Source organism: Prolinoborus fasciculus, from assembly GCF_056724605.1.
In genome coordinates this window covers 1-25,861 of sequence record NZ_JBWZQN010000008.1, presented here as the reverse complement: position 1 = coordinate 25,861, position 25,861 = coordinate 1, and the positions used below count along the sequence as shown (strand labels likewise).

Below are 25,861 nucleotides of genomic sequence, written 5' to 3'. Positions count from 1 at the left end.
TTTTATCAAAGAATAATCAGATATTATTTCTTTGGTGCCGCTTGAGCTGATTTCATCGCTTCTTCAGTCAAAGTTTTCAGTTTGCCTGTTAACTGTGGACCAAAGCATGCTTGAAGATCTTTATTCTGCTTCTGTACAAAAGCTAAAGTGCCTGGGCTTTTCTTCTGGTTAATAGTGCTTTGAATTTCCCATTTTTGTGCATTGGTTAATTTGCCATCTGCTTCAATAGCACAACCACAATATTTGCTGACTTCAGCAGATGTCAATTTTTTGCTTTTGCCAGTTTCATTTTTACAAACATTGATCAATGCAGATTTTACATTGGTGCTTTTATAAGCTTGTTGTAATTTGTCATCAGCCGCTTGAGCCGTAGTTGCGAACATAGCAGCAGCTGAAACAATTGCTGAAAGCACGATGCTTGATTTTAAATTCTTCATAAACTCTACCTTGTTATTACGGTATATAACGTGTCGGGTCTTCAACACCTGCGTCCGCAAAACCCTGTTTACGTAAACGACAACTGTCGCATTTGCCACAGGCACGTCCTTGGTCATCTGCTTGATAGCATGACACCGTTTGACTGTAGTCTACGCCATGTTCAATACCTAAGCGAATGATATTTGCTTTGGATAAATGTAACAAAGGTGTTTCAAATTTGAGCGCCTGACCCTCTACGCCAACCTTGGTCGCAAGGCGTGCCATGTTGGCAAATGCGTCAATAAATTCCGGACGGCAATCCGGATAACCGGAGTAATCAACCGCATTAATTCCGATGACAATCGCTTCAGCTTCGAACACTTCAGCTGCTGCTAAGGCGTAAGACAAGAAGATAGTATTACGTGCCGGAACATAGGTAATCGGAATGCCAGCCTGTTCATGGTCGGGCACCTCAATACTATGATCGGTAAGGGCTGAGCCACCCAGATTACCCAGATCAATATTGATCACTCTATGTTCCACACCCGCACGTTGCGTTAAAGCTTTTGCTGCATCCAGCTCGGTCGTTGAACGCTGACCATATCGAAAACTGAGTGCGATACATTCATAGCGTGCCTGTGCCCAAGCCAGACATGTTGTTGAGTCTAATCCGCCAGATAACAGGACAATGGCACGAGAGCGCATAAGCTGATTCTCCAAAAAAATACTTTACAAAAAATTAACGACCAGTTTCATCATTCCATAACAACTTGTGTAGCTGTAACTGGAAACGAACAGGGAGATGGTCTTCTAAAATCCACTGAGCCAAATCACGTGCCAGTGGTGGTAAACGAACCGCACCTTTTTCAACCACGAATGCAGGCGAAAACCAAACTGTACTCACTTTGTCTTGAAGTTGGTACAGTTCTAACTGCTGCTTTGACCATTCATAGTCTTCACGATTGCATATCACAAACTTGATTTGATCATGTGCAGTTAAATGATCCAGATTAGAAAGCAAATTTCGTGCAACTTCACCTGAAGTTGGTGTTTTTAAATCGAGGACTTTGGAAACACGCGGATCCACTTTGGACACATCTAAAGCGCCACTGGTTTCAAGTGAAACTTCACATCCTAAATCCGCAAGTCTCTGCATCAGGGGGAGGGCATTTGGTTGTGCCAGTGGTTCACCACCGGTCACACAGACATAAGGGGTTTTAAAATCAAGCGTGGTCTGGATGATATCGTCCAGAGACTGACGCTCACCGCCTTCAAAGGAATAGGTGGTATCACAATAGCTACAACGCAATGGGCAACCGGTTAAACGGATAAATACTGTTGGCAATCCTGCGGCATTGGCTTCACCTTGCAATGAATAGAAAATCTCCGTAATGCGTAAACCCGCAGACGGATCAGAGACAGGAATTGCGGAAGATCGAAGCGTATTCATAACAAAACTAACCAATGAGAAATAAATAACCGGGTATAAAAATAAAAATCCCTACGATTATTACTAATCGTAGAGACGAGGAGCGGTTGAAGCTCCGAGGAACACGAATGTATCCTCTAAGTTAAGACATCTTAGTCTTCGCGTAATAGATCGTTCAGGCTTGTTTTAGAACGAGTTTGTGCATCAACTTTTTTCACGATGATGGCAGCATACAGGCTGTAAGTACCACACTTAGAAGGGAGGCTACCAGCAACAACGACTGAACCTGCTGGTACGCGGCCGTAGTGGATTTCGCCAGTGGCGCGGTCATAAATCTTGGTTGATTGACCAATGAATACGCCCATTGAAATCACAGAACCTTCTTCAACGATTACGCCTTCAACGATTTCAGAGCGTGCACCGATAAAGCAGTTATCTTCAATAATGGTTGGATTCGCCTGAAGCGGTTCAAGCACACCACCAATACCGACACCACCTGACAAGTGAACATTTTTACCAATTTGCGCACATGAACCCACAGTTGCCCAGGTATCAACCATCGTGCCTTCATCTACATAAGCACCGATGTTGACATAAGAAGGCATCAAGATCACGCCTTTGGCTTGGAAAGAACCTTTACGTGCGACAGCAGGTGGTACGACACGTACACCAGCAGCCTTAAATTGTTCTTCAGTCCAACCTGAGAATTTAGTCTCTACTTTGTCATAGAAACGAAGATCACAAGCTTCCATTGGTTTGTTGTCGTTTAATTTAAATGATAACAATACCGCTTTTTTAATCCATTGATGAACAACCCATTCACCATCGATTTTTTCAGCAACACGTAAAGTACCATTGTCTAGACCAGCAATTACTTCCTCTACTGCTTGACGAATTTCAGCAGAGCAATCTGCAGCTGTAAAATTCGCACGGTCTTCAAACGCTTGTTCAATGATTGTTGAAAGCTGCGACATGATCTTCCTTCCAGAAAAAAATTTTCTAGATTTTACACTATATTGCAGGAAAAATAGTTGAAAGCACTAAAAATAGATGAAAAATAGCCAGAAGTGTAGAAAGCGTGAAATTATTAAAGTAATAAGTGTACTTTTTCATTATGTTGAAATGTAGGAAAAGTGTTAGAAAAGGCTTGGTTCTCAACAAGAAAAATTAATTTGTATCAAAAAATAACAAAAGATGAGCAAAATGTGAATAAAAAATATTTTTTAAGTCCTTTATATTGAGCTCATCACGAATAACTAATGATGAAAAAAAAGTTCTTTTGAGGAGAGAAATAATGAAAGCTTTATATCAACTTTTAGCAGTATCCGTTCTAGCTGCCACAGCTGGATCTGTCATGGCTGCTGATGAAACAATCGTAACAGATGAAGGTGTGGCATCTTTTTCTTTCTTTAAACCCGCAGCTGTTCGTGCTGAAGTCGGTACTACCGGTTATGGTGGGGCAATTTCCTGGAGTGCTAACCCATATGTAGGCGTCACTTTAGGTTATAACGGCGGTGATATTTCCTGGTCGGATGATTTATCAATCAATGGTTCTGATTATGACCTGGATATGGACAATAACCTGACTTACCTAAATGCTGAAATCCGTCCTTGGGCAAACTGGTTCTATATGGCGGCTGGTGTAGCTTATGTAGATAATCAATATGATATCGATCGTCGAGTTCGTTCGGGTGAAACCTTCTCCGTAAATGATGTTGAATTCAAGGCAGTAGGAGATGCACGTATTAGTGGTGACCTATCTTATAAAAATAATATTGCACCCTACCTAGGTATTGGTTTCTCTCCAGCGATTACTAATCGTTGGGGTGTGTTTGGTGAAATTGGTGCTTACTACAATGGAAATCCAACAGTTAACTTAACTTCAAGTGGAGTTGCTACTCCTACAAATCCTGGAGTTATTGCTGACTTTAACCAACAAGTTCAGTTGGAAGAAGATGATATTCGTAACGACAATGAGTACGAATGGCTACCAGTCGCTAAACTTGGTGTAAGCTTCCGCTTCTAAGATTTAACCTCATAAAAAAACGGGCTTCGGCCCGTTTTTTTGTTTTTTTAGAACAATTTTAAAAGTGGTAACCCAGTTTCAAACCTGCGATCCAGGCACTATTGTCAGAAACAGCGGATAAACCCGCTATTTGAGGAGTAAGCGAATCAGATATTGCAACCTCAGGTTTCTGAAATTTTAAATAATAGAGTCCTGTAGCAATATCCCAGGTCTCTTGGATCTTATAAAGATGGCCTAGTCCGATGCCCCAATATCCATCACTCGGATTTAATGTTGAAGCCGGATTTCCTGTACCGGAATCCCATAAAAGTTCGATCGAATTTATGCCAAAAGATGGCCATTGATGGGTAAGTCCAATTTTGCCAGACCATTGATCCTCACGATAATCAATCATTCTAAAAGGTTTTACTTCAGGGAACTGTAAGGCCGCATAGTCAATTACAGCGCCAAATTTAGGTGGCTGGATCACGAAATTTTGCCAGTTTGACCAACGCAGCGTGCCGTAGAGCGCATTTTGATCAGTTAAAGCTGTCTGAAAATCCAAGTTCACAGACTGTGGAGTTTGAATTTCTGTATAAGGTGCTGGATTCGTACCGACAACAATCGATTCAGTGGTTTTATTGTGATGAGTGATTGCAGAACGATAGGTCAGTGCGGTTCTAAAAAAATATTCTGGAATCTGATAACTGATTCCAGCAAGCCAACCCCAAGCGGGATCTTGTTCAAATGTGGCTCGATAACCATTGAATATATAAAATGTCTGCCTGGATAAATATAAATTTCCCTCTAAGCTTTGATAACTTAGTCCTGTATAAAAATTCCAGTTATCGTTTGGTTGAAAGCCAATTAATGAGGTCAAATTATGGCTCTCAAATTGAATGGTAGCAGCCTCAATTGGAAGTGCTGCACCTGCAAAAACAGGATCATAATGATAAGCGATATCTATAGAATAAGGCTGATTATAAATCAGTCCCCACGACACTTGAGGATGCAACTGGAATTTTAATGCGGCATTTGAGATCAATTGGCTATGGGCAAGATTTCCTGTTGAAAAATCGGTGATGCCTAATTGTTGCAGCTCTTCGGTATGTTGTACCTGACCGCTGATATTAGGGCGAACCCAGGCCAGTGAAACTTCAGCATAATGATTTTTTTCAAAAAACGATTGGATGTTTTGGTTAGATTGTTCAAACGCTGCTGCATAACCTGCCCCGGAGAAAAACAAGCCCGTGGAGAAAAGAGCAAATTTATGATTGATCATCTTGGTATAATTCAATTTATTATGCTTGATATTTATATTCTTTATCTACTCAAAAAATAAAAAAGAGGCTATTCGCCTCTTTGATTAAAAACTTAAAATATTGCACTTTATTCGTCTGGATAAGCCACTTTTTTCAGTGCCTTAATATCTGCGTCTGGTGAGCAGAGGGAAATAAACTCGTAGCCATAACCGCGTAATAAATGACCTTTACGCACTGCAATCCAAGTAGTATTTACGCCGAAAATATCGGTTTTAATTTGCTTTAAACGATAATCGCGCTCAGGGTTATAAGCGACATCGTTGACGATACCCACGCCCATGTTCATTTCGACATAGGTTTTAATCACATCGGCATCGAGTGCGGACATCACGATATTGACATCAAAGCCGGCTTCTTCAAAAGCAGTATCAATCTTGGAACGACCGGTAAAACCACCATGATAGGTAATAATCGGGTAGTGAGCCAGATCTTCAATCCGGATGTTTTCCTTACTCGCCAGCGGATGATTTTGCGGCGTAATAATACTGTGTTGCCAGTTATAATAAGGCACGCTGGCCAGATTGTCTTCAGTCGTCAGGGCTTCAGTCGCAATACCGATATCGGCTTGGCCTTGCAGCAGCATTTCCGTAATTTCCATCGGGCTGGCCTGTTGCAAAATCAAATGAACTTTAGGAAATTCTTTTTTGAACTGGCTCACGATCGGCGGCAGGACATAACGTGCCTGGGTATGTGTTGTGGCAATGGTCAGGGTGCCTTCATCCACTTTATTGAAATCATCCGCCAGACGTTTGATATTGTCGGCATCGACCAGCATGCGTTCCACAATGCCTAAAAGTGCCTGACCCGGTTCGGTTAAGCCCAGTAGACGTTTACCTTTGCGGATAAATAGCTGCACCCCCAGTTCATCTTCCAGATCTTTAATATGCTTACTGACCCCGGACTGCGAAGTATAAAGCGCAGCGGAAGCTTCAGTTAAATTAAAGTTTTGTCTAACCGTTTCTCGTATAATTCTTAATTGTTGGAAATTCATAATTCTTTTACCCTAGAAGAGGATGGGGCATTTTAAAGCCCCATCTTTTGATCTTAAGCGACCTGGTTTTCAAATAAATGCAAGTTCACCGCACTTAACCAAACAGTTTGATTTGGGCGGAATTGGTGCGCTCTCGCTTCATCAGGCGTCAGTAAAATTTCAATCAGATTGCCTTGACGGTCATTTAGCTCTGCAACGACTTTACCCGCGATCCATAATTCACGAATGAAAGTCGCTTGAATGGCATTGTCGTGTGGCTGTGCATGAATGCGTAGTTCATCTGGACGCGCGAATAAAATCACTTCACCTTGAGCGGCATTTTTTGCACCCTCAAATTGAATGCGGTCTTCGCCGAGTTGGATGAGGCCGCCATGGTTCTGACCTTCAAAACGGTTCGCCTGACCCAAAAAGTCGAATACAAATGGAGTTTTCGGGGTTTCATAGACCTCACGCGGTGAACCGATCTGCTCTACATTGCCTTTGTTCATTACTACGATCTGATCTGCAACTTCAAGTGCTTCTTCCTGATCATGAGTCACGAAGATCGAAGTAATATGCAATTCGTCATGCAGGGTACGTAACCAGCGACGCAGTTCCTTACGCACTTTGGCATCCAGTGCACCGAAAGGTTCATCTAGTAATAATACACGTGGTTCAACGGCCAGAGCACGTGCAAGGGCAATACGCTGACGCTGACCCCCAGAAAGTTGAGCTGGATATCGGTCAGCCAGGAAACCGAGCTGAACCAAGTCGAGTAAACGTGTCACACGTTTTTTAATTTCCGCTTCCGATGGACGGGTTTTACGTGGACGCACACGCAGGCCAAAGGCGATGTTGTCAAATACCGTCATATGACGGAATAGGGCATAGTGCTGGAATACAAAACCGACTTCACGCTCGCGCACATGAACATTGGTGGCATCCTGACCTTCTAAAATCACTTGGCCACCATCCGCAGATTCCAGGCCGGCAATAATCCGTAGCAAAGTGGTTTTGCCACAACCAGATGGGCCAAGAAGCGCGACCAGTTGACCATCTGGAAAATCCAGCGAGATATTTTTCAGTGCATGGAATGCACCAAAGTGTTTTTCAATATTTTGTACTTGAATACTCATGTGGGCATTCCTTAAGAAACTGTTGAATCTTCATTACGTTTGTCTTGTTTTTCCTGGCGCAGTTCCACCCATGTTTTTAAAATCAGGGTTACAATTGCGAGGAGAGCCAGGAGTGATGACACGGCAAACGCAGCACTAAAGGTATATTCGTTATAAAGAATTTCGACGTGTAGCGGCAAGGTATTGGTTTCACCACGGATATGGCCGGAAACCACCGACACCGCACCAAATTCACCCATGGCCCGCGCATTACACAGAATCACGCCATAGATCAGACCCCATTTGATATTGGGCAGGGTCACTTTCCAGAAAGTCTGCCAGCCAGATGCACCGAGTACAATCGCAGCTTCTTCTTCTTCGGTTCCTTGTGCTTCCATTAACGGAATTAGCTCACGCGCAACAAAAGGTACCGTAATAAAGATAGTCGCTAGGACAATCGCAGGCACTGCATAAAGGATCTTGATATCGTGATCCATCAGCCAAGAACCCATCCAGCCTTGGGTACCGAAAATCAGCACCAGCATCATACCCGCGATCACAGGTGAAACCGAGAAAGGGAGATCAATAATGGTGGTCAGGAATGATTTCCCCGGAAAGTTGAACTTCGCTACAGACCAGGCTGCCGCAACACCAAATACGACGTTGAGCGGTACTGCGATTGCAGCCGTCAGCAAGGTAAGTTTTACTGCCGACAGAGTATCCGGATGCACCAGCGCTTGGGTATAAACGCCAACCCCTTGTTTAAAGGCTTCAACAAAAACCAGAATCAAGGGCAGAATCAGGCAGCTTAAAAAGAAGATTAAGGCAATAGTGAGCAGCGTATAACGTACCCAAGTTGGCTCACGGGTTGCATCACGGGATTGCAACTTTTCAGCCAGCGCATTGCTGTTGGTATTTAAACTCATCGCGCAGTTCTCCCGGTACGACGGCTAGCCCATGCCTGTAATAAGTTAATCAGGAATAGCATCACGAAGGAAATCAGTAGCATGACGACAGCAATCGTGGTTGCACCGGCATAGTCATATTCTTCTAGGCGAGAAATAATCATTAAGGGTGCAATTTCCGTTTCAAAAGGCTGGTTACCAGCAATAAAGATCACTGAACCATATTCACCGACACCACGGGCAAAGGCTAAAGCGAAGCCAGTGATCAGCGCAGGCAGCAGAATTGGGAAAATCACTTTGGTCACAATCTGAAAACGGTTGGCACCCAATGCAGATGCAGCTTCTTCCAGTTCGGTTTCCAGATCGCTAAGGACTGGCTGAACCGTACGCACTACAAAAGGCAGACCAATAAAGATCAATGCCAGTGTAATACCAATCGGGGTATAAGCGACTTGAATGCCAATCGGTTCTAAATATTGACCAATCCAGCCGGTCGGTGCATATAAAGAGGTCAGGGCAATACCCGCAACCGCAGTGGGTAAGGCAAAAGGCAAATCTACCAGGGCATCGACAATACGTTTGCCCGGAAAGCTGTAACGTACCAGACACCACGCCAGTAACAGGCCAAACACTACATTGACCAGTGCAGCGACAATGGCCGCGGTGAAACTTAACTGCAATGATTTCAAGATACGTTCAGAGCTCAGGATTTCCCATAAGCCATCCCAGCCAATGCCCAGTGATTTAATAAAAACAGCTGACAGCGGGATCAAAACGATTAATGACAAATACGCTAGGGTAAAGCCTAGAGAAAGACCAAATCCTGGCAGCACTCGGGATCGCTGCGACATGATTACTCCTCAGAAGAGAGAAAGCTGATTGAAGTCAATCAGCTAAAATAAAAAAAACAATTTGGGCACAAGCATAATTTGCAGCGACTAAAATGCAAATTTAAAATAACACTTGCTCTCATCAACTTTGCTGATATGGGGCATAGTGTTTTCTGAAATCAAATAGTGTTCAATTTCAGGAAAAGGGCCAAAACCAGAAGCGACATTGACATGACCGACTGCACCCAGATTAATTGGTTTGATTTTCCAGGCTTGAGCCAGTATGTGCGCATCTTCAAAACTTAACCAGGGATCATTTTCACTGATCAATAACGTGGTGGGCACCTGAAGCTTGAGCTGTTGAAAATAGGTGCTGTAGTCAGTCTGACTGTCGCGCGAAAAACCATTTTCCCCAAATCGTGCCGGATTAGCTGGTGCCACCAATAGCAGATTTTTTACTTTTGCATTGAGTTCGGGATGTCGGGCAAGGGCCGCAATACTGGTCAGACAGCCAAAGCTGTGTGCGACAATCTGAACCTCTGCTGGAATGGCTTGCAGAGTTTTGACAAATTCTGCTACCCAGATATCCAGTACCGGATGATTCCAGTCCTTTTGCTGCACACGGGAGCATCGCATCAGCCGGTGCTGTAAGCAGGTTTGCCAGTGGTTGTATTCACTGCCACCTACACCAGGAACGATAAGCGTATGAATCATGTCGATGCTCCTATATCAATCAGCTTGGAAAATTATTTCGCGCTGTTGGCTTTAACGATCTGGTCAAATACACCACCATTTTCAAAGTGGGCTTTTTGTACCTTGCTCCAGCCGCCAAATTCCTGATCAACCGTCACCAGTTTTAATGGCTTAAATACTTGGCTGTATTTGGCCAGTACTTTGGCATTACGTGGACGATAATAATGTTTACCTGCCAGGTCTTGACCCAATGGCGAATACAGGAAGTTCAAATAACCTTGAGCCAAGTGCTGGTTGCCTTTTTTCTTGGCATTTTTTTCTACAATCGCCACCGGTGGCTCAGCCAGAATCGACAGAGAAGGGGTAATAATTTCAAACTTGCCCGGCTGTTCGCGAAGGGCTAAATGCGCTTCGTTTTCCCATGCGAGTAAAACATCCCCAATGCCACGTTCAGCAAAGGTCGTGGTTGAACCACGTGCCCCGGAATCCAGAACTTTGGTATTTTTATAAATTTTACGAACAAATTCTTGCGCAGTCTTATCGTTGCCGCCCGCCTGATGTTTGGCCCAAGCCCAAGCCGCCAGATAATTCCAGCGTGCACCGCCTGAAGTTTTCGGGTTTGGGGTAATGATCGCTACGCCCGGTTTGACCAGATCACCCCAGTCCTTAATCTCTTTCGGATTGCCTTTACGCACCAGGAACACGATGGTTGAAGTATAAGGCGTCGAGTTTTGCGGCAATTTCTTTTGCCAGTCCGCAGGTAACAGTTTAGCTTTTTCTGCCAGCACATCAATATCGGCAGCCAATGCTAACGTTACGATATCTGCATCCAGACCATCAATCACGGCACGTGCCTGTTTGCCTGAACCGCCATGCGATTGCTTGAAATTGATTTTTTGACCGGTACGGCTTTCCCAATATTTGCCAAAATTCTTATTTACATCTTCATACAGTTCACGGGTCGGATCATAGGATACATTGAGAAAATCACGTGCTGCTGCACCAAATGAGGTTGCCGAGATAACAGCTGCTAAAACCCCAAGTTTTAATGTGTTTGAAATGCTCATCTGGACTGAATCTCTGATATGTTCTGTAACATAAGCGCAGAATAAACTTATTCTTTATGCATAAAAAATAATTAAAAATGAATTTTATATGAAAAAAAGAGATAAATAAGCTCTTAAGTGTTTGAAATAAGAATGGCCTTATGAATAAAGGCCATAATGAACTGCATTTAAAGTATTATTTTGCGTGATTGGCTTTGACAATCTGATCAAACACACCGCCATTGTCAAAATGCTGTTTCTGAACCTTGGTCCAGCCACCAAATTCTTTATCAATGGTGACCAGTTTTAAGGACTTGAATACGGTACTGTATTGCTTTAATACATTCGCATTACGTGGACGGTAAAAGTTTTTCGCCGCCACAGTCTGTCCAGCAGGTGAATAGAGGTAATTTAAATAGGCTTTGGCCAGATGTTCATTACCATCTTTCTTGGCATTTTTTTCTACGATTGCCACGGGTGGTTCAGCCAGAATAGACAGAGAAGGAGTAATGATTTCAAATTTTCCCGGCTGTTCGCGGACGGCCAAATGTGCTTCATTTTCCCAAGCCAGTAATACATCCCCAATCCCGCGTTCAGCGAAAGTCGTGGTAGCACCACGTGCACCCGAATCCAGTACTTTGGTTTGTTTGTAGATTTGACGGACAAAGTCTTGTGCTTTGGCATCATTGCCACCTTTCTGGTGTTTGGCCCACGCCCAGGCAGCCAGATAATTCCAGCGTGCACCACCTGAAGTTTTTGGGTTCGGGGTAATAATGTCTACGCCTGGTTTAACCAGGTCTCCCCAGTCTTTGATTCCTTTTGGATTGCCTTTACGTACAAGAAAAACGATGGTTGAAGTATAGGGTGTCGAATTCTGCGGGAATTTCTTTTGCCAGTCTTTAGGCAGCAAACCACGTTCTGCAATTTCATCAATATCTGCTGCCAGTGCCAGTGTTACAACATCGGCACCCAGTCCGTCAATCACGGCACGTGCCTGTTTGCCTGAACCGCCATGTGACTGTTTATAGTTAATATCCTGACCGGTGGTTTTTTTCCAGTATGCGCTGAATTCCTTATTGAAATTGTCATATAATTCACGAGTCGGGTCATATGAAACGTTTAGGAAATCTTTTGCAGAGACACTAAAAGCGCTTGCTGATACCAGTGCTGCCAATACCCCAATTTTTAATTTACGAATGCTCATTTTTTCCTCAAGTTTTTTAGCTTTTGTTAGATGAGGCAAGAATAGCTTGAGTTTTTTTGCATAAAAAATAATTAAAAAAGAATTGGATGTGAGTAAAAAAGATATATAGGTGAAGCCTGAATCTGACTGCTCAATTTTTCATTTTAGAGGCTGCAAAATATGCTGTATTTAAAAAATGCCCAACAGGTCAGCCAGATAGATGTGCTGGATCGTGGCTTTCATTATGGTGATGGCTGTTTTACCACGGCCCGGATTCGGCATAACCGGATTGAATTATATGATCGTCATCTGGCACGTTTGCACATTAGCAATCAGAAATTAAGCCTGAATGCCAATCTTGATCTGATTGCAGAAAGCTTACAGATTTTACGTGCATCAGAACATGAACTGAATGGCACATTGAAAATCGTGCTGAGTCGTGGAATTGGTCAGCGCGGTTATAGCTTGCCGGATCATCCTGCAGATCTCTGGCTATTTTATTATCCTCAAACCGTACAGGATTTTAAGTTTGAACAGATTCAAAGTGGCGTATTGCAGCAGGCAGTGGGATTGACTATGCCCAGTCTGGTTGGACTGAAAACCCTGAACCGCCTGGAGCAGGTTTTACTGAAACAGGAAGCAGATCAACGCGGCTGGCCTGAGGCAATAGTGACAGATGTACAAGGTGGCATTGTCGAAGGGGTGAGCAGTAATTGTTTCATTCTTATAAAGAATACATGGATTACGCCAGAACTCCGTTATAATGGCGTCTTCGGTGTCATGCGTGCAGAAATTCTACAACGTATGCAAGATCAGGGTATTGTCTATGAGCAACGATATATCGGTATGGATGAAATTTCCCATATTCGGAGTCTGTTTTTCTGCAATGCACTCAGCCCGATGAAAATTGTCACACAATTTGAGCAGCGCGCCTTGGATGGCAATGCTTGTATTGAACTTTTTAACCGTCTTCGATTAAACCAGATGTCTTAATATGTCAGCTTCCAAACCTAAAGCCAAAAAGAAAAATAAAGCGAGATTCTCCTCATCTTTCAAAGGAATTGCCTTGGTCCTGATGGGGATTGTTTTGATCTTGGCGTTGATCCTGAAAAGCAGTTTGTGGAAGGATTATCCTGTAGAAGGAAAAAAACAGCTGCTCGCGATCGAATCTGGTCAAACCTATTCCGGTTTTATTGATCGTCTGGCCACAGAAGATCAGGTGAGTTTCCCGATCATTCTCAAGCTGTATCAGCGCATCATGATTCATGACACCATGAAAGCGGGCGTGTATGAAGTACGCCAAGGCATGAGCATCCGTCAGGTCTTGGAGATGATTTCCGATGCAGACAATGCCCAGATGAGCCGGATTCTGGTAATTGAAGGCACGACCTTTAAGCAACTGATTGATGCCCTGAAGAAAAATGATTTAGTCACCAAAGAAGTACTGCATCTGCCTACTGAGCAATTACTCAAAGAATTGAATATTCCGTTTTCACATCCTGAAGGGCTGTTTGCACCGGATACTTATTTCTTTGCCAAAGGTGAAACTGACCGTAAAATTCTGACCAATCTGTATCAGCGCCAGATGAAAGCACTGGATGAGGCGTGGGCGAAGCGTGCAACTGATCTGCCGTATCAGAATAAATATGACGCGCTGATCATGGCCTCAATCATTGAAAAAGAGACCAGTGTGGATCGTGAATTGGAACAGGTTTCTGGGGTATTTGTACGCCGTTTAAAAATTGGCATGCGTTTACAGACCGATCCAACAGTGATTTATGGCATGGGTGACAGCTATAACGGCAATATTACTCGCAAGGATTTACGCACACCGACGCCGTATAACACCTATACCATTTCAGGTTTGCCGCCAACACCGATTGCCTTGCCAAGCAAGAAAGCCATTGAAGCAGCCATGCATCCGGATAATTCTGACAACCTGTATTTTGTCGCTACCGGTAATGGTGGGCATAAATTCACGAGCAATCTGAATGACCACAATAAAGCCGTACAGGAATATCTGACGATTTTACGCTCGAAAAATAAGGAATGAGTATGTTTATTAGCTTTGAAGGCACAGAAGGTGTAGGTAAAACCACGCTCATTCGTTCGATCTATGAAGATTTTATCGCACAGGGCAAAGATGTTATTTTGACTCGTGAACCCGGTGGAACCCCGATGGCTGAGCAGATTCGCTCGCTGTTGCTGGCTGTGAACCATGAAGAAGCCATGGCGCATGATACCGAGCTGTTATTGATGTATGCGGCGCGTGCCCAGCATCTGGCACAAGTGATTCTGCCCGCATTAGAAGCTGGGAAAATTGTCTTATGTGACCGTTTTAGCGATGCCAGCTTTGCCTATCAATGTGCAGGTCGGGGTCTGAGCGAAACCAAGTTGCAGTTACTGAATGACCACTTTGTCGCACGCATGCCGGACATCACGTTCTGGTTAGAAGCACCTATTGAACTGGGGATGAACCGAGCACGTGAACGTGGTGCGCTGGATCGCTTTGAACAGGAAAAAGTCACTTTCTTTGAGAAAGTGAGAGCGGGATATGAAACTTTATGGCAACGTCATCCTGAACGGATCAAACGTCTGGATGCAACTCAAACGCCTGAGCAGGTATTTGAGCAGGCCTTAAGTTATTTAAAATAAGCCGATTATTAAAATACTTTTTATTTAATTTTTCTCTAGGTTTATCTGTGAAGAATCTTCTATATTAAGGCTGATATAGAAGATTTTTTAATCATATGAAAACGACCAAAACTGAGATAGAACAATTTTTACAACAAGAATTTCCACAAAGCCTGGAGAAGTGCCGGATTGAAGCCGTTTCTCCGCGTGGAGCCACTTTGCTTTATCAGGTGAGATCAGAGGAATTGCGTCCAGGCGGCACGGTTTCTGGCCCAACCATGATGACCTTGGCGGATTTTGCTCTTTATGTTGCCATTCTGGGTGAAATTGGATTGGTCGGTTTGGCCGTGACCACTAACTTGAATATCAATTTTTTACGTAAACCTTCAGGTGGAACCGATATACGGGGAGAATGTAAGCTGATCAAGGTCGGCAAGGCACTGATCGTGGGAGAGGTCTGGATTTATTCGATAGATAATGAAGAACCTGTGGCGCATGTGACAGGAACATATTCAATTCCACCACAACGTTAATTACCTGAAAGATAGAAGACTGGCTGTAAATAGCCTAAGTTAAATTTAAGCAGATAAAAATCTAAAAAGAAAAGGAGATATCACCCAAAGATGTTATCTCCATCCACTTTTAACAATTCACCAAAGGTGTTTCCACTTCAAAATTTGGTGGGACGAGGACTGTTTTGCGTAGTTCTGGTAGCAGCTCGGGATAATCCAAGGTGAAATGCAGACCGCGAGATTCTTTGCGGTGCATGGCGCAGCGCACGATCATCTCGGACACCAACACCAGATTACGCAGCTCGATCAGATTTTTGCTGACCTGGTAATCCTGATAATACTCGGTAATTTCTTTTTTCAGCATTTCAATGCGATGTAGTGCACGTTCCAAGCGTTTGGTGGTGCGGACAATGCCCACATAGTTCCACATGGTCTGACGTAGCTCATCCCAGTTTTGCAGAATCACCACATCTTCATCCGGGTTGGTCACCTGAGAATCATCCCAAGATGGGACTGTAGGAGCTGGCTGATCGGTCTTGAAATTTTTCTGAATGTGCTTGGCCGCACTCATACCATAGACAAAACATTCTAAAAGTGAGTTACTTGCCATTCGGTTAGCACCATGCAGACCAGTATAAGAGGTTTCCCCAATCGCATAGAGTCCGGCAATATCCGTCTGACTGTTTTCATCGACCACGACGCCACCGCAGGTGTAATGGGCTGCCGGAACCACTGGAATCATGTCCTTGGTAATATCGATCCCTAGTTCAAGTAAACGGGCATACAGGGTAGGGAAATGCTCTTTGACAAAGCTTTCATCTTTATGGGTAATGTCCAGCCAGACATGACGTATACCGAGACGCTTGATTTCATAGTCGATGGCACGTGCCACGATATCACGCGGTGCGAGTTCGGCACGTTCATCAAAACGCAGCATAAAGCGTTCACCATCAGGCAGACGCAGATAAGCGCCTTCACCACGCATTGCTTCAGTAATCAGGAAAGAACGTGCTTGTGGATGATACAGGCAGGTCGGATGGAACTGGTTAAATTCCATATTTGCGACCCGGCAGCCGGCACGATAAGCCATGGCAATACCATCACCCGTAGCAATATCTGGATTTGAGGTGTAAAGATAGGCTTTCATGGCACCGCCACAGGCTAGCGCGGTAAATGGTGCCAAGAAGGTATGCACTTTTTCAGTTTTTTCATCCAGTACATATAAACCCAGCGCGCGATTATCGCCGTCTAACCCCAGCTTTTGTGAACAGATCAGGTCAATCGCAATATAATTTTCAAAAATTTTAATATTCTTTTTTTCTTGAGCGCGTTGTACCAGAGTAGTGGAAATGGCACGACCCGTGGCATCGGCCGCATGAATAATTCGGCGCTGTGAATGACCACCTTCACGGGTGAGATGTAATTGTTCCTGTTCATCGAGGGTAAATTGAACGCCATGTTTCAGCAGGAAATCAACCGAGGGTTTGCCACCTTCTACCGTCTGTTTAACCGCATCCATTTCACACAGTTGCGCACCTGCAATCATAGTGTCATCAATATGTTGTTCAATCGAATCCATTTCATCCAGTACTGCGGCCACGCCACCTTGAGCATAAAAAGTGCTGGCATCTGTCAGGGTAGATTTCGCCAACACTGCAATATTAAAATGATCTGGGAGCGATAAGGCTAAACTTAAACCGGCACCGCCACTGCCCACAATAATGACGTCAAATTGATGGGTAAGGGATAAATTAGACATGTCCATCAGCTAATTTTAAAAAAGTTTGGTAATAACAGCGCTTTTTTATACAAAAGGCAAGCGTTGAAGTGCTCATTTATTGATGAAAAAAATTAATCAAAGCCTTAACTTAATGCTTTAATAATGAGATATTGCCCAGAATAAAGTATTGAAACATATTATTACTTAAACTTTACAGTGTTTGTGATAAAACCTATTTACATAAATTTATCAATAATTTGAGTGAATAATTTATATGAAAATTCTAGACTTAAAAAAAGGATTATTTGCAGCCACTCTCACCATGAGTGCTGCACAGTTGCAGGCTGTAACGCCGGTTGATTTTTCAAATCTGGTCGAGCAGGTCAGTCCTGCAGTGGTCAGTGTCAATGTCGTTAAAAAAATGAGCGAAGAAGAGCTCTTACAACAACAAGTGCCGGAAATTCTGCGCCGCTTTTTTGGTAATCAGGTGATTATTCCGCAACAGCGTATGCCACAGGAAAAGACGGGCTATGGCAGTGCATTCTTTATCAGCAAGGATGGTTATCTGCTGACCAATCATCATGTGGTTGAGGATGCTTCCAAAGTCACCATTACCCTGAATGACCGTCGTGAAATTGATGCCACTGTTGTAGGGAGTGATGCACGAACTGACGTAGCTTTGCTTAAAGTTAATGGCTCGAATTTCCCAGAATTACGGACGGGTGATGTAGGACGCTTACGTGTTGGTGAGCCTGTACTCGCAATTGGTTCGCCATTTGGTTTTGATTATTCCGCTTCTGCCGGAATCGTTAGTGCCAAAATGCGTAATATGATGGGTGAAACTGCAGTACCTTTCATCCAGACAGATGTAGCATTGAACCCGGGTAATTCAGGGGGTCCTCTATTTAACCAGCGTGGTGAAGTGGTCGGTGTCAACTCACGGATCTTTAGTGGAACCGGTGGGTATATGGGCTTGTCCTTTTCGATTCCGATTGATGTGGCAATGGAAGTTGCAGATCAGCTGAAAAAGAATGGTAAAGTGACCCGCTCTTATCTGGGCGTGAGTTTGCAGGATATCGACCGTAATCTTGCTGAATCCTATAACCTGCCTAAGCCTGAAGGTTCCTTGGTGACTCAGGTTGCGCCAAATTCACCGGCTGCACGTGCGGGTCTGCGTGCCAGTGATGTGATCTTAAAATACAATGGTACCCCAATCTCACGTACCAGCGAGTTGTTGAACTATTTGAACCGTACTGCACCTCAGCAGCAGGTACAACTTGAAATCTTGCGTGATGATAAACGTCGTAGTATTGCAGCGACTTTAAGTGCGGCACCAGATGATACCCCAGCAAAAGCAAGCACACAGGCTCAACCCAGCAAAGGGCCAGTGATCGGGGTTTCAATTCGTGACCTCAGTCCAGCAGAGTTAGCGAGTCTGGAAATCAAAGGTGGTGTGGTGATTCAGGATGTACGTCCGGGTGGTATTGCAGCACAGGCACGAATCATGCCGAATGATGTGATCACGCAAATTAATAACCAGACAGTACTGAATTCAAATCAGTTTGTGCAAGAGGTGTCTGAACTGAAAAAGGGTAGCATCGCGCGTGTCACCTTGATTCGTCAGGGGCAGCTTGCTGTGGTCGGAATGCGTATCTCATAAGATTGCTAGATTTTCTTGAAAAACCGCTTGTAGAAGCGGTTTTTTATTTTTTGCAATTTATCCGGGCGATAAATTCGGTAGACTCTATAGCCTTAAAATCATGGAAAGGATAACAGCACAGTGAGCGGTATTTTTGATCTTGCATTAACGGTAAAAGCCAAACATATTGATGGATTGGGCCATGTGAATAATGTGGTCTATGTGCAATGGATGCAGGATGTCGCCACAGCCCATATTGAAAAGCTGGGATTGGGATTGAAGGAATATGTGGCACTGAAACATGCCATGGTGGCGGTTGAACATCAGGTGCAATATCGCAAGGCCGCTTTCGAAGGCGATGAAATTATTTTGCGAACCTGGCTCAACGATATCAACGCGCTGTATTCATTTCGACAATATGCATTCTATCGGCCACAGGATCAAACCCTGTTATTTACCGGAAGTACGCAATGGGCCTGTATTGAAATGGCCACAGGGCGCCCAAAACGCATGTCACCAACTTTTACCCAGGCTTATCAGCCACTTTCAGAACATGTAAATCCTTTTGATTTTTCAACTTTACATCTGGATTAATGAGGCAACATTTTCCAGTTTGATCAGTACACTTTGATAATATTGATGAAGAAGTGGAGTTGGGGAGCTATTTTCTAATCATGGTGATCCAGACTTCATCTGACCGATGTGTACACGACATAGGGAATAAAGGAAAAAATATAATTCTTTTTCTAGATCACCATTCTGCTATAATCCTTCGCAATTTCTATTCGGCTTTTGTTATGTAATATTTTTAAATTACATAGCGCGTTTTTTTCTCAAGGTAACCCATGGCGCAAGCTAAAAAATCTGTTGATATTAAAAACATTCGTAACTTCTCGATTATTGCGCACATTGACCACGGTAAATCGACCCTAGCGGATCGCTTTATTCAAACTTGTGGCGGTTTGCAAGATCGTGAAATGCAGGCTCAAGTCCTTGACTCAATGGAGCTTGAGCGCGAACGTGGGATTACCATTAAAGCCACTTCGGTAACCTTGTACTATACGCATCCCAACGGTCAAGAGTATCAGTTGAACTTTATTGATACACCGGGACACGTCGACTTCTCGTATGAAGTCTCACGCTCCCTTGCTGCCTGTGAAGGTGCCTTGCTGGTTGTAGATGCTGCGCAGGGCGTAGAAGCACAGTCTGTTGCTAACTGCTATACCGCAATTGAACAAGGTCTGGAAGTACTTCCGGTACTGAACAAGATCGACTTGCCGCAAGCTGAACCTGAACGTGTCATTCAGGAAATTGAAGACATTATCGGGATTGAAGCCACAGAAGCGCCGACCTGTTCTGCAAAAACAGGTTTAGGTATTGAAGGTGTGCTTGAAACACTGGTCAATGTAATTCCTGCACCTGAGGGTGATCGCGAAGCGCCATTACAAGCGCTGATTGTGGATTCATGGTTTGACAACTACCTTGGTGTAGTTTCTCTGGTTCGGGTCAAGCAGGGTCGAGTGCGTAAAGGCGACAAGATGTTGATCAAATCAACTGGTCAAACGCATATTATTACTTCTGTAGGTATCTTTAACCCGAAACATACTGAAACCGGTATGCTGGAAGCGGGTGAAGTTGGTTTTGTCATTGCCGGTATCAAAGATATTTTCGGTGCGCCAGTCGGTGATACGATTACATTGGCAACCACACCTGAAGTGGCAACATTGCCGGGCTTTAAAAAGGTGAAACCACAGGTTTATGCTGGTCTATTCCCGATTGATGCCAGCGATTTTGAACCTTTCCGTGAAGCATTGCACAAGCTGCAAATCAATGACTCGGCTTTGTTCTTTGAACCTGAAAGTTCAGATGCGCTCGGTTTTGGTTTCCGCTGTGGTTTCTTGGGCATGCTGCACATGGAAATCGTACAGGAGCGTCTGGAACGCGAGTATGATCTTGACCTGATTTCTTCTGCGCCAACCGTAATTTATGAAGCGGTGATGAAGAATGGTCAGACGATTTATATCGACAGTCCATCCAAAATGCCGGATGGTTCAACGGTTGAAGATTTACGTGAACCGATTGCTGAGTGTCATATTCTGGTACCGCAAGAATACTTGGGTAACGTCATGACGTTATGTGTTGAGCGCCGTGGTGTGCAAAAAGACATGAAGTTTATGGCGAATCAGGTTTCCATTACTTTCGAAATTCCAATGGCCGAAGTGGTCATGGACTTCTTTGATAAATTGAAGTCTTGTTCACGTGGTTTTGCATCACTGGACTATAACTTTGTCCGTTTTGAAAGCTCATCTTTAGTCAAAGTAGATGTCTTGATCAATGGGGAAAAAGTCGATGCCTTGGCGATGATCTGTCACCGTAATGATGCACGTCATCGTGGTATTGCACTGGTTGAAAAAATGAAAGACCTGATTCCACGTCAAATGTTTGATGTCGCGATTCAGGCGGCAATTGGTGCGCAAATCATTGCACGTTCGACTGTAAAAGCGATGCGTAAAAACGTATTGGCGAAGTGTTATGGTGGTGACGTGTCACGTAAGAAAAAACTTCTGTCTAAACAGAAAGAAGGTAAGAAACGCATGAAACAGGTGGGTAGCGTAGAAATCCCGCAAGAAGCGTTCTTAGCTGTATTAAAAGTCGAACGCTAAAATAATAAGGATATAAGCCCATGGATTTTGATTTTAATTTGATTCTTGTTCCTGCGACCCTGTTTTTTGTCGCAGTGTGGTTGCTAGACAAGTTTGTTTTGAAGCAAAGACAAACCCGAGGCAAAGGCCATGAGAATTTCATTATCACCTGGGCTTATGACTTTTGGCCGGTACTGGCCATCGTGCTGGTATTGCGTTCGTTTTTATATGAACCTTTTAATATTCCATCCGATTCGATGGTGCCGACGCTGGAAACCGGCGATTTTATTCTGGTGAATAAATTTGACTATGGCATCAAACTGCCTATGGTCAATACCAAAATTATTGATACCGGCAGCCCGGAACGTGGTGATGTAGCGGTATTCCGTTATCCACCGCAACCGACCATCAGTTATATCAAGCGTATTGTCGGCTTGCCAGGCGATCATATTGTTTATGATCATGGCCAGTTGAGCATTAATGGTGAAAAAGTGGCGAAAGTTCCAGTAGAATTTAGCCGCGAAAAAGACCGTTTAGATACTCCAAATGCCATTTATCATAAAGAAACCTTGGGTGAGCATACCTTTACCATGCGTGAGCTGGAAGGTGTGAATGTCGCTCGTCAGGCACCTTTTATTAACTATCTGGAAAATGGTAAATATTCAGGTGAAAATGGTTTATATTGGGAAGTGAAAGTGCCAGAAGGTCATTACTTTGCGATGGGGGATAATCGCGATCAGAGTGCTGACAGTCGTTTTTGGGGGCTTGTTCCGGAAGAAAACTTAACAGGTCGTGCCTTCTATATCTGGATGCATAAAGAACCTGGCTTTAAATTGCCATCGTTTGGTCGAAACGGAACAATCGATTAATTGTTTCAATCAGGAAAATAAAAATGAGACATCAACAAGGTGCTTCTTATATTGGGGTTTTAATTGCAATCGTGGGCTTTGCATTTCTTGCAAAAGTGGCGATTGCGGTGTGGGGACCATACTTCGATGATCGTATGGTAGATGGTGAGATTGAGGCGCTGTTAAAAAGTGCTCCAGCCAATATAACGCCAGAAAAATTCCGTCAACAGATGAGTCAGCGTTTAGAAATGAATAATATTCGTGATCTAAAGTTTGACGAAATTGCCAAAGTTACCAATACCGATGGTTTACAGGTGCACAAGAATTATGAAATTCGTAAAAATTTCATAATGAATATCGATTTAGTGATGAAGTTTGAGAAAGAGTTTGATCAAAGCACAGTCAAAGCTAAATGATGAACGTCTTGCCAAACGGATCGGCTATCAGTTTAAACAGGCTGATTTGCTGAAACTGGCATTGACTCATCGTTCAGTCAGTCATAAACACAACTACGAGCGCCTGGAATTTCTGGGCGATTCTCTTTTAGGGATGATCATTGCGAATTATCTTTTTAATGCCTATCCAAGCGAAAATGAAGGCCGGTTGACGCGTATGCGTGCAACCCTGGTTCGTCAGGAAGCATTAGGAAAAATCGCCAATGATTTAAAACTGAGCCAGAATTTAATTCTCAGTACCGGTGAATTGAAATCTGGTGGTCATCATCGTGAGTCTATACTGGCAGATACGGTAGAAGCCATTATTGGCGCAATCTATGTCGACTGCGGTGATCTCACTGTGCTAGAACCGATTGTGTTAAAATGGTACGAACCCTATTTAGATCATATTGAGCCCACAGATCAGCTTAAAGATCCTAAATCTCGCTTACAAGAGTATTTACAAGCACGTAAGAAACCTCTCCCAGTTTACGAGGTTGTAGATATTCAAGGTGATGCACCCAATCAGCATTTTAAAGTGGAATGCCAGATTGCGGGATTGCCGACTATGCAAGGCGAAGGCGCGAGCCGGCGTTTTGCTGAACAAGCCGTTGCGGCGGATATTTTGAAACTTTTGGAGCATAAGTCTTAATGACTACTCATTCCGATCACATTGATGCTGATCACGAGTCGCAAAGCGACAGTCACGACCTTATTAGTCAATTTTTTAGTGCGCAAGGCACCGAAATCCCATCAGATTATCGTAGTGGTTTTGTTGCTATTGTAGGTCGCCCGAATGTGGGTAAATCTACCTTAATGAACCATATTCTGGGTCAGAAACTTTCGATTACTTCACGTAAACCGCAAACCACACGTCATAAAATTGTGGGGATTGATTCACGTGAAAAATCTCAGGCAGTATTTGTTGATACACCTGGAATGCATAAAAAAGAAGTCCGTGCCATCAATAAAATGATGAACCGTGCGGCACATTCGGCTTTGCGTGATGTGAACCTGGTTTTATTCGTAGTGGATGCACAAAAGTGGACGCCAAACGATGACCTGGTTCTGGAAAAGCTGAAAAATGCTGAAATGCCAGTCATTCTGGTGATTAACAAGCTGGATACTTTTGAAAACAAGAACGAAGCTCTGCCGCTGATTCGTGAACGCGAAAAGCTGATGAACTTTGCAGAAATCGTACCGGTATCTGCGCTTCGTGGTGCCAATCTTGAACATTTGCGTGACACGATTGCCAAGTATCTTCCATTCCAGCCACCACTGTACTCGCTGGATCAACTGACCGATCGTTCAGAGCGTTTCCTGGCATCTGAAATTATCCGTGAAAAGATCATGCGCCAACTGGGTGAAGAGCTTCCATACGATTTGACCGTTCAGATCGAATCCTTCAAAACTGAAGAACCGGTCTTGAATGAAAAAACCGGTCGTATGAAGGCAGCCTGTACCTATATTGATGCCACGATTTTTGTCGATCGTCCGAGCCAAAAAGCCATTGTGATTGGCGAGAAAGGTGTCAAACTGAAGAAAATCGGTATGGATGCGCGTCTCGACATGGAAAAAATGTTCGAGCAAAAAATCATGCTAACCCTTTGGGTGAAAGTCAAAGGTGGCTGGTCTGATGATGAGCGTGCATTAAAAAGCTTAGGTTATAGTGATATCTAAGCGATAAAAATTTGTAAGACTCTTTAAGGAATGCCGTGATGATAAAAGTGTTAGCAGTAGTTGTATGTATTTTATTCCTGCAAGGCTGTATTCATAAAGTGGTCACGGTTCCTGTCAAGGTGGCTTATAAAACCACAAAAGTCGCAGTCAAAGGTACTGCGGCTGTTGTGGGTGCAGTGATCCCGGATGGGGATGACGAAGAAGATGATAAAAAATCAAAAAAAGATAAGGATTAAAGTACCCGCTTATGCGTAATGAAGTACTGCATGGCTATTTGATTCATCATCGTAAGTACCGTGAACGCAGTCATATTGTGCATTTATTTACCCAAGAATATGGCAGGGTAGATGGTATTCTCAGGCAAATGCCACCACCACAGTATCAGCCCATTCGCTTGCAGGCTTCAGGTAAATCCGAACTCAAAAATTTTACTAAACTGGAAATTGTCAATCAGCCGATTTTCTTTTTTGGCGATGCCTTTTTCTCGGGTTTTTATTTGAATGAAATCCTGTTACGGCTATGTCCTTTAGAAGTCGAAATGCCGCAAACTTTTGCCAAATATGCTGAGACCTTGACTGCATTACAGCAATTATCCGCACAATCCAATCCAAATTTATATTTAAAACAGATCTTGCGTCAGTTTGAGCATGTTCTGCTAGAAGAACTCGGTTATGGTCTGGATTTTTCAGTAGATGCCAATCAGGTGCAGATTAATCCTGAGCAACATTATTATTTTCAGCTCAATGCTGGCTTTATGCCATCGGCTAAGGCCTTGCGCTCCACTATGTCTGGTCAACAGATTTTAAGTATGTTGACGCATGAAAATGGTGGGGATTTTAATCCGGAACAGTTACAATTACTGACGAAACTATATCGACAGGTGATCACGGCTTTGCTCGGTGATCGACCATTAAAGAGTCGACAACTCTGGATTCAAAACTCTCAATCTCAATCGTAGTTAGGAGAAGATTATGGCTGCATTACTTGGTGTCAATATTGACCATGTCGCAACATTAAGACAAGCACGTGGTACGACGTACCCAGACCCAGTCAATGCTGCATTGATCTGCGAACAGGCAGGGGCAGAAGGCATTACCTTGCACTTGCGTGAAGACCGTCGTCACATTCAGGATGACGATGTACGTCGTATGCGTCCTGTGTTAAAAACCCGTATGAACCTTGAGTTGGCGATAACGGATGAAATGATTGCCTTTGCCAAGGAAATCAAGCCACAGCATGTTTGCTTTGTTCCTGAAAAACGTCAGGAAGTGACCACTGAAGGTGGTTTGGATGTCGTGGGCAATTTTGATGCTGTAAAAGCAGCGACTCAAGAACTGGCAGCCATTGGTTGTGATGTATCTTTATTTATTGATGCTGATTTTGCACAAATTGATGCAGCAGTTGCTTGTGGTGCACCGACGATTGAGATTCACACAGGCGCCTATGCCGATGCAGAAACTCCAGAAGCGCAACAGGCGGAACTTGAACGTATTATCAAAGGTGCTGAATATGCTGTATCTAAAGGTCTGGTGGTGAATGCAGGTCATGGTTTAAATCTGGATAATGTAACGCCAATCGCCGCGATTCCGCAGATTCATGAGCTCAATATTGGTCATTCTTTAATTGCGGATGCGGTATTTGTCGGTCTGGCACAAGCGGTTCAGCAAATGAAAGCCGTGATTAAGTCAGCGCGTTAAGATTAGAGTAATTAACCTGAGTTCGATGAAATATTTTAGCTTTTTAGCAAGTTTTGGAAAGTTGGCTTATTTGGATTTAAGCAATAAGCCACTATAGCAGCCATAATATTCACCATAAAGTTATTCACCGAACGATGACG

Annotated in this window: 28 protein-coding genes and 1 pseudogene; 15 read left to right on the top strand and 14 right to left on the bottom strand. The window is 43.6% G+C overall.

Annotated elements, in window-relative coordinates; genetic code table 11:
• Positions 1 to 23: 23 nt before the first annotated feature.
• The 4 genes from AC1P5O_RS03140 to dapD form a co-directional block, all read right to left on the bottom strand.
• On the bottom strand, positions 24 to 437 hold the full coding sequence (locus tag AC1P5O_RS03140; RefSeq protein ID WP_004645640.1) for a hypothetical protein: 414 nt from the start codon (positions 435 to 437) through the stop codon (positions 24 to 26).
• A 16-nt stretch (positions 438 to 453) separates the two neighbouring features.
• A complete protein-coding gene (gene queC / locus AC1P5O_RS03135; RefSeq protein WP_262466581.1) occupies positions 454 to 1,122 on the bottom strand; it encodes a 7-cyano-7-deazaguanine synthase QueC in 669 nt (222 codons plus the stop codon).
• Between the two features lie 34 nt (positions 1,123 to 1,156).
• Positions 1,157 to 1,867 (bottom strand): 7-carboxy-7-deazaguanine synthase QueE, encoded by a 711-nt coding sequence (gene queE, locus AC1P5O_RS03130; RefSeq protein ID WP_262466582.1) that lies wholly within the window; start codon positions 1,865 to 1,867, stop codon positions 1,157 to 1,159.
• 131 nt (positions 1,868 to 1,998) lie between these two features.
• Positions 1,999 to 2,820 (bottom strand): 2,3,4,5-tetrahydropyridine-2,6-dicarboxylate N-succinyltransferase, encoded by an 822-nt coding sequence (dapD, locus tag AC1P5O_RS03125; RefSeq protein WP_004645637.1) that lies wholly within the window; start codon positions 2,818 to 2,820, stop codon positions 1,999 to 2,001.
• Between the two features lie 320 nt (positions 2,821 to 3,140).
• Between dapD and carO the strand changes: the two genes are divergently transcribed.
• Entirely contained in the window at positions 3,141 to 3,872 is a 732-nt protein-coding gene (gene carO / locus AC1P5O_RS03120) for an ornithine uptake porin CarO (protein WP_071850384.1), read from the top strand.
• Between the two features lie 58 nt (positions 3,873 to 3,930).
• Here carO and AC1P5O_RS03115 read toward each other — a convergent pair whose 3' ends face one another.
• From AC1P5O_RS03115 to AC1P5O_RS03080, 8 genes are all read right to left on the bottom strand, one after another.
• Complete coding sequence (locus AC1P5O_RS03115; RefSeq protein WP_262466583.1) at positions 3,931 to 5,133, bottom strand: OmpP1/FadL family transporter; 1,203 nt, start codon at positions 5,131 to 5,133, stop codon at positions 3,931 to 3,933.
• A gap of 107 nt (positions 5,134 to 5,240) precedes the next feature.
• Positions 5,241 to 6,164: a CysB family HTH-type transcriptional regulator gene (locus tag AC1P5O_RS03110; RefSeq protein WP_262466584.1), complete on the bottom strand. Its 924-nt coding sequence runs from the start codon at positions 6,162 to 6,164 to the stop codon at positions 5,241 to 5,243.
• A 53-nt stretch (positions 6,165 to 6,217) separates the two neighbouring features.
• Positions 6,218 to 7,279, bottom strand: coding sequence for a sulfate/molybdate ABC transporter ATP-binding protein (locus AC1P5O_RS03105; RefSeq protein WP_004279078.1), 1,062 nt, complete (start codon positions 7,277 to 7,279; stop codon positions 6,218 to 6,220).
• An 11-nt stretch (positions 7,280 to 7,290) separates the two neighbouring features.
• A complete protein-coding gene (gene cysW, locus AC1P5O_RS03100; protein WP_004279077.1) occupies positions 7,291 to 8,184 on the bottom strand; it encodes a sulfate ABC transporter permease subunit CysW in 894 nt (297 codons plus the stop codon).
• Positions 8,181 to 9,014, bottom strand: a complete 834-nt coding sequence (cysT, locus tag AC1P5O_RS03095) for a sulfate ABC transporter permease subunit CysT (protein WP_004279076.1) — start codon at positions 9,012 to 9,014, stop codon at positions 8,181 to 8,183. Before cysT ends, cysW begins: the two co-directional genes overlap by 4 nt.
• Before the next feature lie 87 nt (positions 9,015 to 9,101).
• Positions 9,102 to 9,707, bottom strand: a complete 606-nt coding sequence (locus AC1P5O_RS03090) for an RBBP9/YdeN family alpha/beta hydrolase (RefSeq protein WP_005265776.1) — start codon at positions 9,705 to 9,707, stop codon at positions 9,102 to 9,104.
• Between the two features lie 32 nt (positions 9,708 to 9,739).
• Positions 9,740 to 10,753 (bottom strand): sulfate ABC transporter substrate-binding protein, encoded by a 1,014-nt coding sequence (locus AC1P5O_RS03085; RefSeq protein ID WP_005265775.1) that lies wholly within the window; start codon positions 10,751 to 10,753, stop codon positions 9,740 to 9,742.
• A 175-nt stretch (positions 10,754 to 10,928) separates the two neighbouring features.
• Positions 10,929 to 11,936 carry a sulfate ABC transporter substrate-binding protein gene (locus AC1P5O_RS03080; RefSeq protein WP_262466585.1) on the bottom strand — a complete coding sequence of 336 codons (1,008 nt, stop codon included), beginning with the start codon at positions 11,934 to 11,936 and terminating at the stop codon, positions 10,929 to 10,931.
• 159 nt (positions 11,937 to 12,095) lie between these two features.
• Between AC1P5O_RS03080 and pabC the strand changes: the two genes are divergently transcribed.
• From pabC to AC1P5O_RS03060, 4 genes are all read left to right on the top strand, one after another.
• Positions 12,096 to 12,908 carry an aminodeoxychorismate lyase gene (gene pabC, locus AC1P5O_RS03075; protein ID WP_004279072.1) on the top strand — a complete coding sequence of 271 codons (813 nt, stop codon included), beginning with the start codon at positions 12,096 to 12,098 and terminating at the stop codon, positions 12,906 to 12,908.
• 1 nt (position 12,909) lies between these two features.
• Complete coding sequence (gene mltG / locus AC1P5O_RS03070) at positions 12,910 to 13,968, top strand: endolytic transglycosylase MltG (protein ID WP_004279071.1); 1,059 nt, start codon at positions 12,910 to 12,912, stop codon at positions 13,966 to 13,968.
• Between the two features lie 2 nt (positions 13,969 to 13,970).
• On the top strand, positions 13,971 to 14,570 hold the full coding sequence (tmk, locus tag AC1P5O_RS03065) for a dTMP kinase (RefSeq protein ID WP_004279070.1): 600 nt from the start codon (positions 13,971 to 13,973) through the stop codon (positions 14,568 to 14,570).
• 95 nt (positions 14,571 to 14,665) lie between these two features.
• Positions 14,666 to 15,082: a PaaI family thioesterase gene (locus tag AC1P5O_RS03060; protein WP_004279069.1), complete on the top strand. Its 417-nt coding sequence runs from the start codon at positions 14,666 to 14,668 to the stop codon at positions 15,080 to 15,082.
• Positions 15,083 to 15,191: 109 nt separating this feature from the next.
• Here AC1P5O_RS03060 and nadB read toward each other — a convergent pair whose 3' ends face one another.
• Complete coding sequence (nadB, locus tag AC1P5O_RS03055; protein ID WP_004731669.1) at positions 15,192 to 16,820, bottom strand: L-aspartate oxidase; 1,629 nt, start codon at positions 16,818 to 16,820, stop codon at positions 15,192 to 15,194.
• Positions 16,821 to 17,055: 235 nt separating this feature from the next.
• Here nadB and AC1P5O_RS03050 point away from each other — a divergent pair, with 235 nt between their 5' ends.
• From AC1P5O_RS03050 to pdxJ, 10 genes are all read left to right on the top strand, one after another.
• Entirely contained in the window at positions 17,056 to 18,441 is a 1,386-nt protein-coding gene (locus tag AC1P5O_RS03050) for a Do family serine endopeptidase (protein WP_004279067.1), read from the top strand.
• 120 nt (positions 18,442 to 18,561) lie between these two features.
• Entirely contained in the window at positions 18,562 to 19,014 is a 453-nt protein-coding gene (locus AC1P5O_RS03045; RefSeq protein WP_004279066.1) for an acyl-CoA thioesterase, read from the top strand.
• A gap of 278 nt (positions 19,015 to 19,292) precedes the next feature.
• The gene (gene lepA, locus AC1P5O_RS03040; protein WP_499005653.1) at positions 19,293 to 21,083 is read left to right on the top strand and encodes a translation elongation factor 4; all 1,791 of its coding nucleotides are present in this window, start codon (positions 19,293 to 19,295) and stop codon (positions 21,081 to 21,083) included.
• 20 nt (positions 21,084 to 21,103) lie between these two features.
• The gene (gene lepB / locus AC1P5O_RS03035) at positions 21,104 to 21,931 is read left to right on the top strand and encodes a signal peptidase I (RefSeq protein ID WP_004279064.1); all 828 of its coding nucleotides are present in this window, start codon (positions 21,104 to 21,106) and stop codon (positions 21,929 to 21,931) included.
• Between the two features lie 23 nt (positions 21,932 to 21,954).
• Positions 21,955 to 22,326: a DUF4845 domain-containing protein gene (locus AC1P5O_RS03030; RefSeq protein ID WP_004279063.1), complete on the top strand. Its 372-nt coding sequence runs from the start codon at positions 21,955 to 21,957 to the stop codon at positions 22,324 to 22,326.
• The gene (gene rnc, locus AC1P5O_RS03025; protein ID WP_004279062.1) at positions 22,298 to 22,996 is read left to right on the top strand and encodes a ribonuclease III; all 699 of its coding nucleotides are present in this window, start codon (positions 22,298 to 22,300) and stop codon (positions 22,994 to 22,996) included. Before AC1P5O_RS03030 ends, rnc begins: the two co-directional genes overlap by 29 nt.
• Positions 22,996 to 24,024, top strand: coding sequence for a GTPase Era (gene era / locus AC1P5O_RS03020; protein ID WP_004279061.1), 1,029 nt, complete (start codon positions 22,996 to 22,998; stop codon positions 24,022 to 24,024). Before rnc ends, era begins: the two co-directional genes overlap by 1 nt.
• A 38-nt stretch (positions 24,025 to 24,062) precedes the next feature.
• Positions 24,063 to 24,260, top strand: coding sequence for an NF038104 family lipoprotein (locus AC1P5O_RS03015; protein ID WP_262466586.1), 198 nt, complete (start codon positions 24,063 to 24,065; stop codon positions 24,258 to 24,260).
• 11 nt (positions 24,261 to 24,271) lie between these two features.
• Positions 24,272 to 24,982, top strand: coding sequence for a DNA repair protein RecO (recO, locus tag AC1P5O_RS03010; protein WP_005263466.1), 711 nt, complete (start codon positions 24,272 to 24,274; stop codon positions 24,980 to 24,982).
• Positions 24,983 to 24,995: 13 nt separating this feature from the next.
• Positions 24,996 to 25,721, top strand: coding sequence for a pyridoxine 5'-phosphate synthase (gene pdxJ / locus AC1P5O_RS03005; protein WP_004279058.1), 726 nt, complete (start codon positions 24,996 to 24,998; stop codon positions 25,719 to 25,721).
• A gap of 35 nt (positions 25,722 to 25,756) precedes the next feature.
• On the opposite strand, the pseudogene AC1P5O_RS03000 reads toward pdxJ, so the two are convergent.
• A pseudogene (locus AC1P5O_RS03000) lies at positions 25,757 to 25,861 on the bottom strand (IS982 family transposase); the annotation flags it as partial.

Coding starts and splice junctions, on each gene's coding strand:
- cysW (WP_004279077.1), bottom strand. CDS start 8,184: ATGAGTTTAAATACCAACAGCAATGCGCTGGCTGAAAAGTTGCAATCC.
- pabC (WP_004279072.1), top strand. CDS start 12,096: ATGCTGTATTTAAAAAATGCCCAACAGGTCAGCCAGATAGATGTGCTG.
- tmk (WP_004279070.1), top strand. CDS start 13,971: ATGTTTATTAGCTTTGAAGGCACAGAAGGTGTAGGTAAAACCACGCTC.
- nadB (WP_004731669.1), bottom strand. CDS start 16,820: ATGTCTAATTTATCCCTTACCCATCAATTTGACGTCATTATTGTGGGC.
- AC1P5O_RS03030 (WP_004279063.1), top strand. CDS start 21,955: ATGAGACATCAACAAGGTGCTTCTTATATTGGGGTTTTAATTGCAATC.
- cysT (WP_004279076.1), bottom strand. CDS start 9,014: ATGTCGCAGCGATCCCGAGTGCTGCCAGGATTTGGTCTTTCTCTAGGC.
- AC1P5O_RS03110 (WP_262466584.1), bottom strand. CDS start 6,164: ATGAATTTCCAACAATTAAGAATTATACGAGAAACGGTTAGACAAAAC.
- pdxJ (WP_004279058.1), top strand. CDS start 24,996: ATGGCTGCATTACTTGGTGTCAATATTGACCATGTCGCAACATTAAGA.
- carO (WP_071850384.1), top strand. CDS start 3,141: ATGAAAGCTTTATATCAACTTTTAGCAGTATCCGTTCTAGCTGCCACA.
- queC (WP_262466581.1), bottom strand. CDS start 1,122: ATGCGCTCTCGTGCCATTGTCCTGTTATCTGGCGGATTAGACTCAACA.
- AC1P5O_RS03140 (WP_004645640.1), bottom strand. CDS start 437: ATGAAGAATTTAAAATCAAGCATCGTGCTTTCAGCAATTGTTTCAGCT.
- queE (WP_262466582.1), bottom strand. CDS start 1,867: ATGAATACGCTTCGATCTTCCGCAATTCCTGTCTCTGATCCGTCTGCG.
- AC1P5O_RS03090 (WP_005265776.1), bottom strand. CDS start 9,707: ATGATTCATACGCTTATCGTTCCTGGTGTAGGTGGCAGTGAATACAAC.
- AC1P5O_RS03015 (WP_262466586.1), top strand. CDS start 24,063: ATGATAAAAGTGTTAGCAGTAGTTGTATGTATTTTATTCCTGCAAGGC.
- AC1P5O_RS03115 (WP_262466583.1), bottom strand. CDS start 5,133: ATGATCAATCATAAATTTGCTCTTTTCTCCACGGGCTTGTTTTTCTCC.
- AC1P5O_RS03050 (WP_004279067.1), top strand. CDS start 17,056: ATGAAAATTCTAGACTTAAAAAAAGGATTATTTGCAGCCACTCTCACC.
- era (WP_004279061.1), top strand. CDS start 22,996: ATGACTACTCATTCCGATCACATTGATGCTGATCACGAGTCGCAAAGC.
- AC1P5O_RS03060 (WP_004279069.1), top strand. CDS start 14,666: ATGAAAACGACCAAAACTGAGATAGAACAATTTTTACAACAAGAATTT.
- dapD (WP_004645637.1), bottom strand. CDS start 2,820: ATGTCGCAGCTTTCAACAATCATTGAACAAGCGTTTGAAGACCGTGCG.
- recO (WP_005263466.1), top strand. CDS start 24,272: ATGCGTAATGAAGTACTGCATGGCTATTTGATTCATCATCGTAAGTAC.
- mltG (WP_004279071.1), top strand. CDS start 12,910: ATGTCAGCTTCCAAACCTAAAGCCAAAAAGAAAAATAAAGCGAGATTC.
- AC1P5O_RS03105 (WP_004279078.1), bottom strand. CDS start 7,279: ATGAGTATTCAAGTACAAAATATTGAAAAACACTTTGGTGCATTCCAT.
- AC1P5O_RS03085 (WP_005265775.1), bottom strand. CDS start 10,753: ATGAGCATTTCAAACACATTAAAACTTGGGGTTTTAGCAGCTGTTATC.
- lepB (WP_004279064.1), top strand. CDS start 21,104: ATGGATTTTGATTTTAATTTGATTCTTGTTCCTGCGACCCTGTTTTTT.
- AC1P5O_RS03080 (WP_262466585.1), bottom strand. CDS start 11,936: ATGAGCATTCGTAAATTAAAAATTGGGGTATTGGCAGCACTGGTATCA.